At 66.8% G+C, this 18,158-nt stretch carries 14 protein-coding genes; 8 read left to right on the forward strand and 6 right to left on the reverse strand.

Going from position 1 to position 18,158, the window contains the following annotated elements:
- Positions 1–7: 7 nt before the first annotated feature.
- Both grpE and dnaK read right to left on the reverse strand, forming a co-directional pair.
- Positions 8–637, reverse strand: a complete 630-nt coding sequence (grpE, locus tag AU185_RS17710) for a nucleotide exchange factor GrpE (protein ID WP_059100205.1) — start codon at positions 635–637, stop codon at positions 8–10.
- Positions 634–2,499, reverse strand: coding sequence for a molecular chaperone DnaK (dnaK, locus tag AU185_RS17715; protein ID WP_059100204.1), 1,866 nt, complete (start codon positions 2,497–2,499; stop codon positions 634–636). The genes grpE and dnaK overlap by 4 nt, the downstream gene beginning before the upstream one ends.
- 191 nt (positions 2,500–2,690) lie before the next feature.
- Between dnaK and AU185_RS17720 the strand changes: the two genes are divergently transcribed.
- The 7 genes from AU185_RS17720 to AU185_RS17750 all read left to right on the forward strand — a co-directional run bounded on the left by AU185_RS17720 (position 2,691) and on the right by AU185_RS17750 (position 10,571).
- A complete protein-coding gene (locus tag AU185_RS17720) occupies positions 2,691–3,140 on the forward strand; it encodes a hemerythrin domain-containing protein (protein ID WP_231740343.1) in 450 nt (149 codons plus the stop codon).
- Between the two features lie 51 nt (positions 3,141–3,191).
- A complete protein-coding gene (locus AU185_RS17725; RefSeq protein ID WP_059100202.1) occupies positions 3,192–3,914 on the forward strand; it encodes an oxygen-binding di-iron domain-containing protein in 723 nt (240 codons plus the stop codon).
- Positions 3,911–4,534, forward strand: coding sequence for a TIGR03085 family metal-binding protein (locus tag AU185_RS17730; RefSeq protein ID WP_059100201.1), 624 nt, complete (start codon positions 3,911–3,913; stop codon positions 4,532–4,534). The genes AU185_RS17725 and AU185_RS17730 overlap by 4 nt, the downstream gene beginning before the upstream one ends.
- A gap of 38 nt (positions 4,535–4,572) precedes the next feature.
- A complete protein-coding gene (locus AU185_RS17735) occupies positions 4,573–5,505 on the forward strand; it encodes an LLM class F420-dependent oxidoreductase (protein WP_059100218.1) in 933 nt (310 codons plus the stop codon).
- Positions 5,506–5,566: 61 nt separating this feature from the next.
- Entirely contained in the window at positions 5,567–6,034 is a 468-nt protein-coding gene (locus tag AU185_RS17740) for a hypothetical protein (protein ID WP_059100200.1), read from the forward strand.
- 114 nt (positions 6,035–6,148) lie between these two features.
- Complete coding sequence (locus AU185_RS17745) at positions 6,149–9,340, forward strand: ATP-binding protein (RefSeq protein ID WP_059100199.1); 3,192 nt, start codon at positions 6,149–6,151, stop codon at positions 9,338–9,340.
- A 4-nt stretch (positions 9,341–9,344) separates the two neighbouring features.
- A complete protein-coding gene (locus AU185_RS17750; RefSeq protein WP_059100198.1) occupies positions 9,345–10,571 on the forward strand; it encodes a glycosyltransferase in 1,227 nt (408 codons plus the stop codon).
- A gap of 76 nt (positions 10,572–10,647) precedes the next feature.
- Here AU185_RS17750 and AU185_RS17755 read toward each other — a convergent pair whose 3' ends face one another.
- The 4 genes from AU185_RS17755 to AU185_RS17770 form a co-directional block, all read right to left on the reverse strand.
- Positions 10,648–12,144, reverse strand: coding sequence for a dynamin family protein (locus tag AU185_RS17755; RefSeq protein WP_059100197.1), 1,497 nt, complete (start codon positions 12,142–12,144; stop codon positions 10,648–10,650).
- 78 nt (positions 12,145–12,222) lie between these two features.
- Positions 12,223–14,154, reverse strand: a complete 1,932-nt coding sequence (locus AU185_RS17760; RefSeq protein ID WP_082683952.1) for a dynamin family protein — start codon at positions 14,152–14,154, stop codon at positions 12,223–12,225.
- A gap of 106 nt (positions 14,155–14,260) precedes the next feature.
- The gene (locus tag AU185_RS17765; protein WP_059100195.1) at positions 14,261–15,256 is read right to left on the reverse strand and encodes an IniB N-terminal domain-containing protein; all 996 of its coding nucleotides are present in this window, start codon (positions 15,254–15,256) and stop codon (positions 14,261–14,263) included.
- Positions 15,257–15,596: 340 nt separating this feature from the next.
- On the reverse strand, positions 15,597–16,106 hold the full coding sequence (locus AU185_RS17770) for an Rv0340 family IniB-related protein (protein WP_059100194.1): 510 nt from the start codon (positions 16,104–16,106) through the stop codon (positions 15,597–15,599).
- Between the two features lie 247 nt (positions 16,107–16,353).
- Between AU185_RS17770 and AU185_RS17775 the strand changes: the two genes are divergently transcribed.
- Positions 16,354–18,156, forward strand: a complete 1,803-nt coding sequence (locus AU185_RS17775) for an Hsp70 family protein (RefSeq protein WP_059157003.1) — start codon at positions 16,354–16,356, stop codon at positions 18,154–18,156.
- The last annotated feature ends 2 nt before the right edge of the window (positions 18,157–18,158 follow it).

Genomic DNA, 18,158 nt, shown 5'->3' on the forward strand with positions numbered 1-18,158 from the left:
ACCGGTGTCACTCCTCGTCTGATTCTGCTGGTTCTGCCGCCGCATCGCCGCCGTTATCGGCGGCTTCGGGACCGTCGGGCACCGTGTCGACCACGCCCACCATGGCGTGGCGCACAACCTGCTCGCCGACCTTGTAGCCGCGCCGCATCACCGTGCCCAGCACGGGGTGAGTGCCTTCCCCCTCGTGTTGCACGGCCTCGTGCAGTTCCGGGTCGAACTCGTCGCCCTCGGCACCGAATGCCGAAAGTCCCTGTCCCTCAAGAACACTGACGAGCTTGTCGGCCACCGCCTTGAGGGGACCGCTCTCCAGGTCACCGTGGCTGCGGGCACGATCGAGGTCATCGAGGATCGGCAGCAGCTGCGTGATGACCGAGGCCTTCGCCCGGTCGGCAGCCAGCTGCTGATCGCGCAGCGCCCGCTTGCGGTAGTTGGTGAAATCGGCCTGCACCCGCTGCAGATCGCCGAGCAGTTCGGAGGCCTTGTCGGCCTCTGCGCCTGCGCTCTGCGGCGAGGGCTGGTCCGGCGCCGGCCCACCTGGGGCCGGCTCGGAACCTGCTTCTCTCACTTCACCGGTGACCGGATCGATGCGCCGTTTGTCGGTGACGGTCACCGGCTCGTACGGATCGTTTCCTGTCACTTGTTCTCCTTGTTGTTCGAGTCGTCGTCGACCACCTCGGCGTCCACGACGTTGTCGTCGGCCGGCGCTCCGGCGTCCGCGCCGCCGCCTGCCGCCTGCTCGGCCTGAGTGGCCTCATAGATGGCCTGGCCGAGGCCCTGCGACTCGACGCCCAGCTTCTCCATCGCGGACTTGATCTCGCCGATGTCGGTGCCTTCGAGCGCCTTCTTGGCATCCGCGATGGCCGCGTCGACCTTGCTCAAAGTGTCCTCGGGGACCTTCGAGCCACCTTCGGCCTCACGCTGCTCCTTGACGAACTTCTCCGTCTGGTAGACCAGCGACTCGGCCTGGTTGCGGACGTCGGCCTCTTCGCGACGCTTGCGGTCCTCCTCGGCGTGCGCCTCGGCGTCCTTGACCATCCGGTCGATCTCTTCCTTGGACAGGCCGGAGCCCTCCTGGATACGGATCGTGTTCTCCTTGCCGGTGCCCTTGTCCTTCGCCGTCACGTGCACGATGCCGTTGGCGTCAATGTCGAACGTGACCTCGATCTGCGGCACGCCGCGCGGGGCCGGCGGGATACCGGTGAGCTCGAAGCTGCCGAGCAACTTGTTGTGCGCGGCGATCTCGCGCTCGCCCTGATAGACCTGGATCTGCACCGACGGCTGATTGTCGTCGGCGGTGGTGAAGGTCTCCGACCGCTTGGTCGGAATGGTGGTGTTGCGCTCGATCAGCTTCGTCATCACGCCACCCTTGGTTTCGATACCGAGGGACAGCGGCGTGACGTCAAGTAGCAGAACGTCTTTCACCTCACCCTTGAGCACACCGGCCTGCAGCGCGGCGCCCACCGCGACAACCTCGTCCGGGTTGACGCCCTTGTTGGGCTCCTTGCCGCCGGTCATCTCCTTGACCAGATCGGATACCGCGGGCATCCGCGTCGAGCCGCCGACCAGCACCACGTGGTCGATGTCGGACACCGAGATACCGGCGTCCTTGACCACCTGCTGGAACGGCTGGCGGGTACGGTCCAGCAGATCCTGGGTGATGCGCTGGAACTCGGCGCGCGTCAGCTGCTCGTCGAGGAACAGCGGATTCTTGTCCGCATCGACGGTGATGTAGGGCAGGTTGATCGAAGTGCTCTGCGAACTCGAGAGCTCGATCTTCGCCTTCTCGGCGGCCTCCCGCAGCCGCTGCATGGCCATCTTGTCCTTGGTCAGGTCGATGCCCGAAGTGCCCTTGAACTTGTCGACCAGCCAATCGACGATCCGGTCGTCCCAGTCGTCGCCACCGAGGTGGTTGTCACCGCTGGTGGCACGAACCTCGACCACGCCCTCGCCGATCTCGAGCAGCGAGACGTCGAACGTACCGCCGCCGAGGTCGAAGACCAGGATCGTCTGCTCCTTCTCGCCCTTGTCCAGGCCGTAGGCCAGCGCGGCCGCGGTCGGCTCGTTGACGATGCGCAGCACGTTGAGGCCGGCGATCTGGCCGGCTTCCTTGGTGGCCTGACGCTGAGCGTCGTTGAAGTAGGCGGGCACGGTGATGACCGCGTCGGTGATGTCCTCGCCGAGATAGCTTTCGGCGTCGCGCTTGAGCTTCTGCAACGTACGGGCGCTGATCTCCTGCGCGGTGTACTTCTTGCCGTCGATCTCCACGGACCAGTCGGTGCCCATGTGACGCTTGACCGAACGGATGGTCCGGTCGACGTTGGTCACCGCCTGGTTCTTGGCGGGCTGGCCGACCAGCACCTCACCGTTGCGCGCGAACGCGACGACGGACGGCGTGGTGCGGGAGCCCTCGGAGTTGGCGACGACAACGGGATCGCCACCCTCCAGTACCGCGACGACGGAGTTGGTGGTCCCGAGGTCGATTCCGACCGCACGAGCCATAGTTGTTCCTCCCTGAGTAGTCCTGCTAAGGGTCTGAGTGCACCGCACTCAAGACTGCGCCGACGTACCCTACCCTGTCAACTCAGACTTGAGTCTGATCCACTCAACTGTCGAAGGGATCAACGGGGCCGTCGCTTGATTTGTTCCCGAGTAGCGTCGAGGGGATGTGTCAATACTGCGGATGCCGGGACATGCCGCTGATCCGCGACTACATCGCTGAACATGCGCGCGTGCTCAGCCTCGGCGGTGAAGCGGTCCGCGCAATCGACCGCAGCGATCTCGACCGCGCGAGGCGCCTGCTCGCCGAGATGGCCGAGGAACTGGAGTCGCACTGGCGCGGCGAGGAGAACGGGCTGTTCAAGGTGATGGCGCGCGAGGAGTTGTTCGCCGAGCACATCGATCCGCTGATCCGTGAACACCGCGAACTGAACGAGCTACTCGCCAACGTGGACCTGACGCGCGCTGATCATCAGCGCGCGATCCGCGATGCCGTGGAGGAACTCTGGGAGCACACCAGAAAGGAAGAAGACGGGATCTTCCCGGCCGCGCTGACGTCTCTGGACGGCAATGAGTGGGACGCGGCGATCGAGGCGTGGCACGAGGCCCATCCGAACTGCGAGATGGTCAAGTGGAGCGTGTGAGCCTCCTGCGAATCGGCCACTCTGCAGCAGAAATCGGCGGACCATTGACCGATGGAGACCATCGTCGACGAGATCGGGCCAGGCATCTACCGCCTGTCCACCTTCGTCCCCGGCATCACCGAACAGGGCTTCACCTTCAACCAGTTTCTGCTCACCGGCGACGAACCGTTCCTATTCCACTGCGGCCACCGCCAACTCTTCGGATCGGTTTCTGAGGCCCTCAATCGCGTTGTGCCGCTGGAGAAACTGCGGTGGATCGCGTTCGGCCACGTCGAGGCCGACGAGTGCGGCGCCGTGAACCTGCTACTCGACGCGGCGCCCAACGCGGAGGTCATTCACAGCGCTCTGGCCTGCATGGTTTCGCTGGTCGACTTGTGCGACCGCCCGCCGGTCGTGGCGCCTGAGGACGGCGTGCATGACATCGGCGGGCATAGGTTGCGCTTCATCGGCACGCCACATGTCCCGCACAACTGGGAAGCCGGCCTGTGGTTCGACGAGACGACGTCGACGCTGCTCGCCGGCGACCTCTTCACCCACGTCGGCGCGGGCCCCGCGGTGACCGAAAACGACGTCGTCGAACCCGCGCTCGCGGCTGAGGAAGTCTTCCACGCCACCGGCCTGACCACCAATCTGCAGCCGATGCTGCACATGCTCGCCGACCTCCAGCCGACGACACTGGCGCTCATGCACGGGGCTTCCTACGCCGGTGACGGTGGGCGGCAATTACGCGCTCTCGCCGAGGGATACGCCGCGATGGCAGAATCGCGGCAATGACAGCCGCCCAGCGTGAACGCGCCGCACTCGTCGAAACCATGCGCACCGTCGGCCCCGATGCGCCGACCTTGTGCGGTGACTGGACGACCCGCGACCTCGCCGCACACCTGGTGGTCCGCGAGCGCAGGCTCGACGCCACCCCCGGCATCGCGATTCCCGCCCTGGCCGGCTACACCGACAAGGTCCAACGCCAGACCGCGTCGAGCACCGAGTGGGACGATCTGCTGGCCAAGGTCGCCTCGGGGCCGCCGCTGTTCTCACCGTTCAAGCTTCTCGACCCGGTGGCCAACATGGGCGAGATGTTCATCCACCACGAAGACGTGCGGCGAGCCCAATCCGATTGGGAGCCAAGGCCTCTCGACGACGACACGATCAAGGCGCTGAGCCGCTCACTGCCCCTGATGGCGAGGATGACATTGGCCAAGGCGCCCGCGCGGATGACCCTGAAGACCCCGCAGGGCAAGGTGCTCGCCACCGTCGGGAGGGGGCCCGCGCTGACCCTCACCGGTGAACCGCCGGAACTGCTGTTGTTCATCTCCGGCCGCGACGCCGTTCGGGTCGACTTCGACGGCGACGCCCAGACCGTCGCCTCGGTCCGGGCCAACCGGCGGGGGCTGTAGGCGGCTTGCCGCTTAAGCTGGCCGCCGTGAGTTCATCGCTGGATTTCCGTGTCTTCGTCGAGCCTCAGCAGGGTGCCACCTACAGCGACCAACTCGCGGTCGCGCGCGCCGCAGAGGAACTCGGCTACTCGGCGTTCTTTCGATCCGACCACTACCTCGCGATGAGCGGCGACGGCCTGCCGGGTCCGACCGACTCCTGGGTCACGCTGGCCGGCATCGCCCGCGAGACGTCATCGATCCGGCTCGGCACAATGGTCACCTCCGCGACGTTCCGGTATCCGGGCCCGTTGGCGGTCTCGGTCGCGCAGGTCGACGAGATGAGCGGCGGCCGAGTGGAATTCGGCATCGGCGCCGGCTGGTTCGAGGCCGAGCATCAGGCGTACGCGATCCCTTTCCCGTCGCTGCGGGAACGCTTCGACCGGCTCACCGAACAGCTCGAGATCATCTCCGGCTTCTGGACGACGCCGCAGGGCCAGACGTTCGACTACTCGGGCGAGCACTACACGGTCGTGGAGTCCCCCGGGTTGCCCAAGCCGTCGCAGGCGCCCCACCCGCCGATCATCATCGGAGGGCAGGGCGCCAAGCGGACGCCGGCGTTGGCCGCGAAGTTCGCCGCGGAGTTCAATGTGCCGTTCGTGCCGCTGGAAACGGCCAAGACCCAGTTCGAGCGCGTCGCCGCCGCCGTCTCGGAGGCCGGTCGGTCCGCGGAGTCGATGACGTACTCCGCGGCGTTCGTGCTGTGTGCGGGGCGCGACGACGCCGAGATCGCCCGACGGGCGGCCGCAATAGGCCGTGAGGTCGACGAGCTCCGCAGCAACTCCCCGACGGTCGGCACCCCGGCCGAGATCGCCGACAAACTCGGCGCCTTCATCGACGCCGGGGTGCAGCGCGTGTACCTGCAGGTTCTCGACATGTCAGACCTGAAGCACCTCGAGTTCTTCGCCGGCGAAGTGATCCCTCAGTTCCGCTGAGCACGCGCCCGAATGTGACGCGAACCTTCGATCCGTACCCCTGAGCGCTTACTATCGGCCCGTGGCGCGAAACGGACCTCCCGACGACCCGAACTATCCCGACAACGACCCCACCGCCTACATCGACTACGGCGACGACGGTGGCTACGGACAACCGCCCGTTCCCTGGTACCGCAAGCCCGCGGCTCTGGTTGCCTTCGGCGCGCTCGGCGCATTGGTCGTCGCCCTGATCGTGTGGGGACTCGCCAACCTGATCAGCAACGACGACACCAACACCGAACCGACCTCGTTGACTCCGCTGACCACGACGACACGCACGGCGACGGCCACCACGACCGCGACACCTGAAACCGTTACGGAAACCGTCACCCCCACCACCACCGCGCCGCCGACCACGACGACCACAGAGCCGACCACCACCACGACCACCACGACGACCGTGCCGCCGACGACCAGCATCAGCACCAGCACGGAGACCAGCACCGAGACGGTCACCGAGACCGTGACGGCCCCGCCGCCAGGGCCCTAGCCCCCGTCGAGGTCGGCCAACCCGCCTCTCCACCGGCTTGTCGGTTATCAACCGCTTCGCCGGCAGATTTGCGATGATCAATGCGCAAATTGACGGCGCGGGAGATATCGGGGGATGGCCAGTCCGCCAAGTGAAATCGCCGATCGGTGTGGGTCATGTGGTCATGACCTCCGCGCCGGAGCACGCTTCTGCGACGCCTGCGGAGTCCGGGTTACCCCACAGCAGCCCGACGGTGAGCACAAGCACGTAACGGTGCTGTTCGCCGACGTTGTCGGCTCGATGCAACTCGCGGCGCGGCTGGACGCCGAGCGGCTGCAAGAGATCATGCACGAGCTGTTCAACCGCGCTGGGGCGGTGGTGCAGCGCTACCAGGGAACGGTCGACAAGTTCACCGGCGACGGCTTGATGGCATTGTTCGGCGCTCCAAGGGCTCTCGAAGACCACGCACTGCGGGCGTGCATCGCAGCGCTGGAAATCCAGTCGGCAGCCCGAGAGCTCGCGGAGGAAGTGCTCAACCGGGACGGTGTCGCCCTGCACTTGCGTGTCGGACTGAACTCCGGTGACGTCATCGCCGGTGAGATCGGCTCGGGCCCGGGCAGTTACACGGCAATCGGTCATCCCGTCGGGATTGCCCAACGAATGGAGGCGGCCGCTGCGCCGGGCGGCGCCTTGTGCTCGATGTCGACCGCTCAGCTCGTGGAAGATGCAGCGCGGCTCGGCCCTGTTCGTGAGATCGCGGTCAAAGGAAGCGTCATGTCCGTGCCGGCGCGCGAACTTCTCGGCGTTGAATCCGATCGAATCATCCTGGGCCGCAACGAGGGATTGATGCTCGGCCGCGACGCCGAGTTGGCTCGACTAGGCAACCTCTTCGCGGCACGACGGGGGTCGCTGGTCGGGATAGTCGGCGGCCCCGGGCTCGGCAAGAGCCGGCTCATCCGGGAGTTCAGCACGATAGCGGCCGACGAAGGCGCCCAGGTGGTGGTCGCCCGCTGCGAAGCACACACCACAAAGCTCGCATTCCGAGCGGTGACGCGGTTGCTCCGCGCCATGTTCGGCGTCGAGGGGCAAAGCGACGACGACGCTCGCCGGCAAACGTTGGCGGCCTGTGCAGGCCTGCAACCGTACTCGATGGATGCGCAGATCCTGTTCGACGCCATGGGTATCGCAGACCCGGACGCTCCTGCGGTGCAGATCGGAGCCGACGGCCGACGTCGGCGACTGGTGGAATTGATGGGCCGAACCGTGCGGGCACACCCGACCAGATTGGTGTTCGTTCTCGACGACGCGCACTGGATCGACGAACCCAGCGACGCCGTCCTCGCCGAATTCGCCGCGATGCTCGCCCCGACGACGTCGATATTCATCACAACCTACCGTCCCGAGTTCCATGGAGCGTTACACCGTCATTCGCAGCACACGCTGACACTTCAACCATTGACGAAGACAAAAACGCTGGAGCTGCTGGGCCAGATCCTCGGCACGGACCCGTCGCTGGCAGGTGTCGCCGACCGGATCGCCGACGCAGCGGCCGGGTATCCGTTCTTCGTCGAGGAGATCGTTCGCGATCTCGCCGGTCGCGGAGCGCTGTCCGGAAGCCGGGGCAGCTACCGATTGATCACGCACATCGGCGAAATATCCGTTCCTGCAACTGTTCAGGCTGTGCTCGCAGCTCGCATCGATCGCTTATCCGCCGACGCCAAGGCGATCCTGAATTCGGCGGCCGTGATCGGTACCCGGTTCGATGTCGAAACCCTCCAGGTGCTGCGCACACAAGCGCTGTCACCAGGCTTGGTCGAGCTGGTAGCTGCCGAATTGATCGACCAGACGGAATTCGTGCCGCGCCAACGCTATTGCTTTCATCATCCGCTGGTGCGCACGGTCGCCTACGACTCGCAGTTGAGCGGCACCCGGTCCCGAGCGCACCGTAACCTGGCCGCCGCCATCGAAGCGCGTGACCCTCACGCCGCCGACGAGAACGCGGCGTTGATCGCGACCCACCTCGAAGCCGCCGGTGATCTGCCAGATGCGTACAGATGGCACATGCGTGCGGCGGAATGGCTCCGGCCGCGGGATGTGCGTGCCGCGGGCGCGGAGTGGGACAGCGCTCGGCGCGTTGCCGACCAACTCTCCGACAACCACGACGAGGTCATCAAGATGCGTGTCGCTCCGCGCGCCATGTTGATGTCCAAACTGCTGTACACCGGCGACGCCCCGGACACCGATGAGCGGTATGCAGAGTTTCATGATTTGGCGACGGCGGCCGGTGACCTCAAGTTGCTTGCTCTTGGTACGGCCGGGCGCATCTTCTCTCTGACGGTTAATGGCTTCCGAATTTCCGACACTGCGCCTTTGTTGCCGCAACTGGACGCGCTCGCAGCGAGTCCCGGCCTGGATGCGGAGACACGAGGAATCGTCCTGAACTCGCTGGCCTACGCCCGATTCGCAACTTGTGGATTCGAAGCTGCCCTGCTGGCGGCCAACGCAATCCTTGATCTGGTACCGGAAATGCCGCCGATCGAAGCGGCTCCCGCCCTGGCACTTCGCGGCACCATCGAGACATGTCTGGGTGACCACGAGATCGGTCGACGGCATCTCGAAGAGGGAAGTCGACAAGCGCGCTCGCTTCCTGCGGTCAACTATGCGTCGGTGCACATCTACTGGGCGGTGATGTTGACCCTGGGACTGTACGAGGCAGCCGGCCTGGTCGACAGCACACGTGACGCGCTCAGCCGTGCCGAGGCGTTCGGCGATGCCTGTGGCATCGTCATCGCGCAGTGGGCATACGGCACGGTCCTGCTGCGGGCGGGCCAGGAGCACCGTGAGGAAGCGGTGGACGTGCTCCGACGCGCGCGGACGAACATCTTGAAGCACCGGGTGGGGGTGGTCGGATTGACCACGATTGTCCGCGATCTTGCAGTGGACGATGCAGGTCGAGGAGCAAGAAGCCAAGCGATCGACGAACTTCGAGCTCTCCAGGCGCAAAGCAGCGGTTGCTCACCGGTTTTCGGTGTGGTCGGCAGTGAGGCACTGGTCCAACTCCTCGTCGAGAGAGGAGGAGACGACGACCTCGCCGAGGCCCGCCGAATCGTCGAACAATGGCAGGATGAGCGACCCGGCATCCCCGCTCTGGACTTGTGGTGGCTGAAGTCTCGCGTCCTGCTGGCCCGGGCCGAAGATCGCTCGGCTACCTTCGCCGAGGAGGCCGCTCACTACCTTCAGCTGTGTGAAAGGCTCGACGCCCGAGGGAGATTGGCCGAAGCCCGCCGGCTCGCGGGTGAATCGACTGTGCAAGCCGGAATGGTATGAGAACGTGGCGACGATCCTGGCGTACACCTCCCCCGCACTGGGTCACATGCTGCCGATGAGCGCGCTGCTGTCGGAGTTGTCACACCGCGGCCACACCATCCATCTCCGCACGCTGTCCAGCGCGGTCGACATGGCGGCACGCCTGGGTTTCGACACCGCCGCGATCGACCCCCGCATTGAGAGCATCCCGCTCGGCGACGGAGATACGACCGACCCTCGCCGCGCCCTGCAGATCGGCGTCGCGGCTTTCGGCCGACGCGCCGTACACGAAGTCACCGACCTAGGCGCGGCAATTGCCGACGTCGCGCCGGATGCGCTGCTGATCGACGTGAACTGCTGGGGAGCGCGGTCGGCCGCCGAGGCCGGCGACATTCCGTGGGCATGCTTCTCGCCGTATACGCCTCCGATGCAATCGCCTGGCGTGCCACCGTTCGGGTTGGGCCTCAAGCCGATACCGGGGGCGCTCGGCCGAGCCCGCGACGCGGCGATACAAGCCGTGGTCTCGCGGTCGATCGAAAAGGCATTGCTGCCGGCGGTCAACAGAATCCGTGCCGACGTCGGCCTACCGGCGGTCAAGTCGGCAGACGAGTACCTTCGTCGAGCACCGCTGATGTTTGTGGCCACCGGTAAGCCGTTCCAATACGAGCAGACCGATTGGGGAGATGCCGTCCACATGATCGGACCCTGCGCGTTGGATCCCGCTAGTGAAACCACCTGCGACTGGCTGGCCGAAATCGACCGGCCGCTCGTCCTGGTCACGACATCGTCCGAGCCGCAGGCCGACGCCGAACTCGTCTCGACGGCGGTGGCCGCGTTGGCCGATGAACCGGTGCATGTGATCGCCACTGTCCCGACCGGCCCATTGGAGGACTTCACGACTTCGCCCAACACGACGGTGTGCGGGATGGTGCCGCACGAAGCTGTGTTGGCCCGCGCAGTGTGCGCGATCACCCACGGCGGCATGGGGGCGACGCAAAAGGCGCTTCTGCACGGCGTACCGGTGTGCGTTGTGCCCTTCGGGCGAGATCAGTTCGAGGTTGCGCGGCGAGTCGAAGTGGCTCGGTGCGGCACCCGACTGCCCGCGAAGAAGCTGACAGCTCCGCGGTTGCGGACGAAAGTGCAACAGGCGCAGGCCATGACGGACGGCGCCAAGCGGGTCGCGGCGGGATTCGAGGCCACCGGTGGAACTTCCCGGGGCGCCGACCTGTTCGAACAGCGGATACTCCGCTAGCTGGCGTCGAGTGCACGGTTGGTGCACGGTTTCTCGCGATTCGCGTACACCAGCCGTGCGCTCGGCGTGCAGCGCTTCAGGCCCGACCGTGCGCCGCGTAGGCGGCGACGAGCGCTTCGGCGCTGCGCACCGCCGCCCGGCACGCGCGGGTGGTGAACGGGTCGTTCAGCGGGTGCTCGGCCCGCCTGCGCCAGCGCTGGGCTGCCGCGAAGGCGGCACGCGGCCCGTCGTACGGGTTGTCCGGTTGCAGGCCCAGCCTGCTGGCCGCGTCGCTACCGGACCCGCCGATGATCCGACGCAGCGACGCCATCTCGTCATCGTTCAAAGTAGTTGGCCGCGAACGTAACTGGCTCAGCAGTCGAAGCTCTTCGAACGCGTGCGTGTCGGCCAGCAACGGATCGATGTCGGCGAGGATGTAAGGCGTCGCGTAGATCGGATTGTTCTGCACGAACTGCCGCAGCGACAGCAACGCAGTGTGCGCCTTGAGCAGATCCGACCGCTGTGCGAACTGCTGGTCGATGACCTCTCGCAACGCCACCAGCCCACTGCGCTCCAACAACTCGTCGGCCAGCGCCACCGAATCGCTGACACCGGCGCGCAACACCGCTATCGAGATCCGGATCCCGAACATCCCGAACCGGTCCAGCAGCGCCGCCCGCGTCGCCGCGTCCACCGGCAGCGAGCTGTCCTCACGGACGAAGCGGTCCGCCGACAGCATCGCCTTGGTCAGTTCGGCGGCGTCCACCCCGGCGAGTTTCTCCAGCGCGACGAACTCGCTCTGCCGCAGCGTCCGTGCCGTCAACGCCAGCAGGCCCGACACCGGCACCACCGCCTGACACGTGCCGGTCCTCTCCATCTCGGCGGTGAACCGGGTCGCGACGTCCTTGGCCGACAGCATCGCGTCGATTCGTCCGGCCCCGATCTCATCGGCGCGGGACGCGACCCCGATCACGCCGAGCGCCCCGGCGGAGCCGCCGACCAATTCGCCGATCTGTTTGAGCAGCGCGATGTCGGCGGCGTTCAGCGTGCGCAACAGGAAGACCACCGCGTCGACCCGTGGCACCCCGTCATCGGGCACCAGCAGGCGAAGGGTGCGCTCGGAGACGTCGCGGGACAGCGATGACGTGCCCGGAGTGTCGATGATCGTGGTGTCGATCAACTCGGCGGCCGGCCACTCGACGTCGAGGTCGATGATGTCCTCGGGGTCGAGGCTGGCGAAGTCGAAGGTCAGCCCGCCCTCGTTCGGGTCCCGCCCGATCGGCACGTTGGACCGCCTGCCGCCGCGGTGATTGGCGGTCACCTTCGGCGTGGGTCCGTGCCGGAACCACGTCACGATCCGGGTGGCCTCGGTGGCGTCGGTGGGCGCAATGTCTTCGCCCACAAGCGCGTTCACCAACGTCGACTTGCCGGCCTTGAGGGTGCCCGCCAGCGCGATGCGGATCGGCTGGTTGAGCCGACCGCCGACGCGCTCCAACTCGTTGTGCACGTCGGGACGATGACGGTAAGCGGGGTCGGCCCGGTAGGCCTGGATGGTTCCGCCGAGGATCGCGCGCACCTGATCGCTAGTGCTCATCTCGCGCTACCTCGGCGTCCTCCCGTTCGGCAATGGCCCTCGGTAATGGCCAAGGAACCAGCTTAGATACCGGGGCGGTTACGTGGTTGCCACGGGTTCGGGCGCGGATTGCGCGGGCATCAGCTTGACCGCGTGCTCGGTGACCTGATTGAGGATGTTGAGCTGGCGCTCGAGTTCTCGGATCCGGCCGTTGCGTTCGGCCTCCTCGACTTGCGCCGCCGCCAGCGTCGCCTGCAGCGATTCGTTGAGCGACCTGGTCGTCTGGTTCGCGATGCCGCGGTAGTGGTCGCGCAACTGCCGCTGGATGGCTTTGAGCCGGTCACGCGATTCCTTGCTGACCGCGAATTGCGTGTCGTCGATGAACCGTCGGGTGTTGGTCTTGGCCTCGTTACGCACCCGCAGCATCCGGTTCTCCACGTTCTCCTTGTACGCGGTGCGTCCCATCAGCAGACCCGCGCCGAGTGAGATCGGATTGAACATGCCCAATCCCGCGAACGACGTCATCATGCCGAACATCAGCACGCCACCGTACGAACCCTGCATGCCCATGGTCAGTTTGCGGCCCTTGGTCAACTGCTTGGCCTCCAAGCGACCCAGCGACTTCATCTCCCCCAGGCTCGCGCCCATCCGGCTGGGGTCGAGCTCCGGCATGTTGACCGCGTCCAGACCCGCTTCGACGAACGTGCGGGCGACCTCGGCGGCCAGCACCTCGGCACGCTGGTAGGCCCAGACGAAGTTGTCGCCCACCGCGGTGGCGACCGCGTTCTCGAGTTCCGCACCGATCTCGGCCCAGTGCTGGGTCGGATCGCACGAGTCGATGACCTTCTCGATGTGCTGGCCGATGACCCGAAACCGGCCGCGCAGGTCATGGTCGACATCGGCGGTCAGGTCGGCGATTCCGTCGTTGAGCACCTGCTGCCACAGCGCCGTCTGCTGCAGCGCGTCCTGGGCTTCCTGCTTGCGCCGCTCGAGGTCCTCCTTGAGCCGGTCGCGGGTGCCAGGGTCGTTGAGCGCCGACAGCTCGGCCTTCACCTTCAGAGTCAGATGCTCGGCCGCGGAATGGATTTCGCCGACGACGTGATCGCGAATCCGGTCGTTCTGCCGCGACAGCACCTGCTCACTGAGGAACCGCACGATGGCCGGGAAGTTCGACTCCTCGTTGAGTTCCTTGTCGTTGAGCTGGATCGCGTGGGCTCGCAACAGCGCCGACGACGGGATCATCGGCACCGACAGGCCCCCGCGCTGCAGGTGGCCGTTGTTGGCCTCCACGATCTGGCGCCAGTGCGGATAGAGGTCGGTCTTGGTGGCGACAATCGCTGCGACAGGGCATATTTCAAATGCCTGGCGCATGAACGTCATCTCGGGTTCGGTGAACTCCTGGCTGGTGTCGCTGCACATCAGCACCGCGTCGGCGTCGGGCAGCAGACCCAACGTCGCCGAAAGGTGCGGCTGGCCGTGGCCGCCGACACCCGGGGTGTCCACGAACGCCAAGCCGTTCTTGAGCAGCGGGCTGGCCGCGGTGACCTCCACGCGGATCACCTCACGGCCGCCCGCCTGCGGCGCCCGCCGCAGATCGTTCTTGATGTCGGCCATCGGGATCTCGACGGCGTCCCGTTCCTCGCCCTCGCCCCGCGCGACGATCAGCTTCGCGGTTGCCGTCTCGCCGTAGGTCACCACCGTCGCCAGCACGGTGCTCTCGTCGTCTCCGACCCGTGCGACCGGAACGTTCAGCAGCGAGTTCAGCAGCTGGCTCTTCCCCTGCTTGAGCTGACCGGCGACCACCACCCGGATCTGCGGGTCGGTGATGCGAATCTTGGCCTTGGCCAGCCGCTCGACCAAGTCGCCGCGATCGTTGGCGTCGGCGATCCTGCTGGTGTGGTCGATCAGTTCGACGATGACCTTGACCTGTCTGGCCGGCTCGCCGGCCTTGACCTGTCTGGCCGGCTCGCCGGCCGCCACCCTGCGGGGGTCAGCCGTTGGAGCCTTGCGAGGGTCGTTCGGTTGCGTCATGGAGTCCTCGTGTCGGAGACCGGGTGGGCCGGTCAGTCAACGGTAGACGTGCCGACTGGCGGGGATCACGGTTTGATCCCCGCCAGTTGGGCTGTGTGGTTGTGGGTCAGAACAGGCCGGCGTCGACGGTGGTGTCGACATCGACATCGGTGTTGACCTGACCGGAGTTGTCGACCGAGTTGTCCTGCCCGGAGTTGTCGACGGAGTTGTCCACCGAGTTGTCCACCGAGTTGTCCTCGACGCTCGAGCCTCCGGAGATGCCGCCGGACACGCCGCCGTCGATGTCTCCGACGGTGGTCTGGTTGCCGTCGACATTGGTGGTGCTCGAGTCGGCGTCGTTGATCACGATGCCGCCACCGGCACCGCCGGCCCCACCCGCGGCGTTGCCGCCGTCGTTGCCGACACCGATCAGCCCGCCGCCACCATCACCACCGACCGCGCCGCCACCGGCACCGCCGCTCATGTCGACGTCGTTGATGACCGGGCCCTCGTTGTCGGAGATGATGTCCCCGCCAGCGCTCTGATCGCCACTGTCGTCGATCTCGTTGTCCTCGCCGATGTTGACGTTCGAATCCTCGATGTCACCGGTGTTGACGCTCTCGTTGTCATCGCCGACCACATTGCCGTCACCCTCGACGTTGGTGGCATCGATGTCTCCGGCGGTACCGGTGTTGACCACACCGCCGTCGGTGGCGGTGTTGGTGGTCTTGTCACCGAAGGTGATGTCACCGAACTCCAACCCGACATTGCCGATGCCCTGCTGCTGATCCTCACCGGCGTGATTGACGGTGTTGGTCTCCGGGCTCAAAAAGCGGGTGTCGTTGTGGCTCAACGTGTCGTTGTTCGACCACAGATCGGTCTGGCGCTGCGGAGCAAACGCAATCCCATGCGTCTGAGCCACCGCCTGCTGCAGACCCACCACCGGGTCACCACCACCGTGCACCACTGCAGCCGGCGCCACGGTGGCCGCCACGGCCTGCACCTGGGCGGCGGAGACGTTGCCGAAGCCGGCCTGCTGCAACTCGCGGTCGGGGTCGGCCACGAACGCCGCGGCGGAAACAGGATCGCGGAACAGGTTCAGAAACCAGTCGATGAGGTTCATTGTCAGGTCCTTTCGAGTGTTCGGTTCTTGGTCTTGTCACCGGACTGTCCGGCGAACTGAAGACCACGTTATGGGCCCCGGGACTGCGCAGAAACGGGGTCGCAACCCCTCCCTGCGGACGACCGTCCCGGGATTGCGATGGGGGCCGCGTTAGGGGATTAGGGGGTGACTGGGGGATAGCCGAGACCGATGCCAACGCCGATTGTGCGGTCTCCTACGCGACACGCCGAGACGGGCGTCGGAGGACGCACAATCGAGGCCGGCACGCGGCACTCCCGCCCAGCCGAACGCAAAAATGCGCGGCCCCGGAACGGGACCGCGCACTTGCGTCGCTCGATGGTCAGTCGAAGATGTCGAAACCGCCTGCGTCGACATCCAGCTGCTGGACGTCGACCACCGTGTCGCTGAAGTCCTCGATCGTCGGCACCTCGTCGACGTCGGTTTCCTCGATCACCGGCTGGTCGAGCTGCAGCGATGTGTCGCCGATACCCGGGACGTCCGGATCGGCGAGCTCGGCGCCCGGATCGGAGATCAGAGCGGTGTGCACGTCGTCGAACGTCTCGGCCGGCACATGGTCTCCGAACGCGTCGAAGGCGGCCGTGGCCGCACCACTGGCCCACACATTGCCCGCCGCTTCGGCGATGCCGCCGTCCAGTCCAGCCGCCGGTACCGCCGTCGGCAGCGCCGACAGCGACTCGGAGACCACGGGGATCAGGGCGTTGACGTCGGCACTGGTCACATTGGTCAAATTGGCGTCGAGAATGGCTTGATCCGGATCGGCGGCGAACCGCGCGGCGGCGTCAGGATCCCGCACCACCGACATCACGAAGTCGAGTAGCTCGTTGGCCATGAAACACCCTCCCTCCCTCAAACAGATATATGTAGCTAGATATGCGGCTCAGCCCAACAAGGCGCTGACCCGATGCTATCGACGGCCACAGCCCTGGTGATCGGTGCGAAACCCACCTTCGTGGCTGGACCGTTAGGGGACGCACCGTTAGGGGATTTCGCCGCACTAGGGGCAGCTCCCGGGATGGAAGGAAATGAGCCGCTATCGTGATGGCCGGGCCCAATTGCACCCACACGCAAAGGTGGAGATGAGCGACTCACTCGGGTTGTCGATCGGATCGACCAATTTGGTGGCGGCCCGAATCGGCCGCCCCCCGGTCATGCGCCGGTCGATCCTCACCGTGTTCGACGACCGCGCACCGGAGGTCGGCATCCCGGGCGAGAACCCGAACCTGAACCAACCCGGCATGGTGCTGAGCGGTTTCGTCGAACGGGTCGGAGATCCGGTGCCGTTGGTCGCCGCCGACGGCACACCGCACCGCGGCGAGCGGGTCCTGGTCGAGGCGCTCGACGCGATGGGGCGCACGGTGGGCGGCGGCGCCCCCGTCGTGATCGCGGTGCCCGCGCACTGGGGGCCGGCCACTGTGGGCGCGTTGCGGGACGCGCTGCGAGCCGCCCCCGGCCTCGCTCGCAACGGGGTGGCGCCCACGCTGGTCGCGGATTCGGCCGCCGCGCTCGCCGCACTGCAGGCCGCGCCGGGGCTGCCGTCCAACGGCGTCGTCGTGCTGTGCGATTTCGGTGGCAGCGGAACCAGCATCAGCCTGGCCGACGCCGGCGCCGGCTTCGGGTCGATCGGCGAGACGGTTCGCTATCCCGACTTCTCCGGTGACCAGATCGACCAGGTGCTGCTGAACCATGTCGTGGCCGGTATCGCGGCGGCCAACAACGCCGACCCGGCGGGCACCGCGGCGGTCAGCTCGCTGGCCCGGCTGCGCAACGAGGCCCGGCTGGCCAAGGAGCGGCTGTCGGCCGAGACCGCCGCCGTCGTGCACGCCGAACTGCCCGGCTTCAACTCCGACGTCCGGGTGACGCGCACCGAGCTGGAGCGACTGATCGACGAACCGCTCGCCGGTGTGCTCAATGCCGTCGAAGAAACGTTGCAGCGCAACAACATTGCGTTGGCCAACGTGTCGGCGGTCGCGACCGTCGGCGGCGGGGCGAACATCCCGCTGGTGACACAGCAGCTGTCGACACGGCTGCGCGCGCCGGTGATCACGACGCCGCAGTCCCAACTCAACGTCGCCGCGGGCGCCGCGCTGATCGCCGACGTCGCCGATGCGGCGACCGGGATGGCTGCTGCAGCGGATGCTCCGACCGGGATGGCCCCGGCGACCATGGCCGCCGCCGCGTGGGCCGCCGGTGCGGCAGGGGTGGCGGCCGCCGGGGCGGCGGGCGTGGCGGCCGCCGGGGCGGCCGCCGCCGCGCCGGCCTCGGCGACGTTCCGGGCGCTGGCCTGGTCGCAGGACGAGTCACCGGCCGACGAGCCGGTGCCCTATGCCGGTGAGGATTACACGTTCGAACCGGGCATGACCGGTGCTCGCCCGGCGATGGAGTTCGCCCACGAGGAAGAGAGATACGAGCCCGAACCGCCACCGCTGCCGTGGTACCGACGGCCCACGGTGCTGTTCGGCGCGGCCGCCGCGGCCGCGCTGCTGGCCGTCGGCGGCCTGGCGGTCACGCTGACGAGCACCAGCGGCGAAACCGGACCGGTGACCGAGACCGCGACCACCGTCGAAACCGGACCGTCGCCGCAGCAGACGACTTCGGCTGCGCCGCAGACGATCACGGTCACCGGATCGGATGGCCGGCCCAGCACCACCGTCGTGCCGCCGCCGCCTCCGCCGACGACCACGACCGCGCCGACCACCACCACGGCGACGACCACAACGACGACTACCACAACGACCACCACGACCGCGCCGACCACCACCACCACGACGCGTGCCACGACGACACAGCCGACGACCACCGAGCCGCCGACGACGACCGAACCGCCGGTCACCACGACGGTCGAGCCGGTCCCGGACGTGCCGGTTCCGGACGAGCCGTAGAC

It is taken from the genome of Mycobacterium sp. GA-0227b, from assembly GCF_001499855.1.
Classification (GTDB): domain Bacteria; phylum Actinomycetota; class Actinomycetes; order Mycobacteriales; family Mycobacteriaceae; genus Mycobacterium.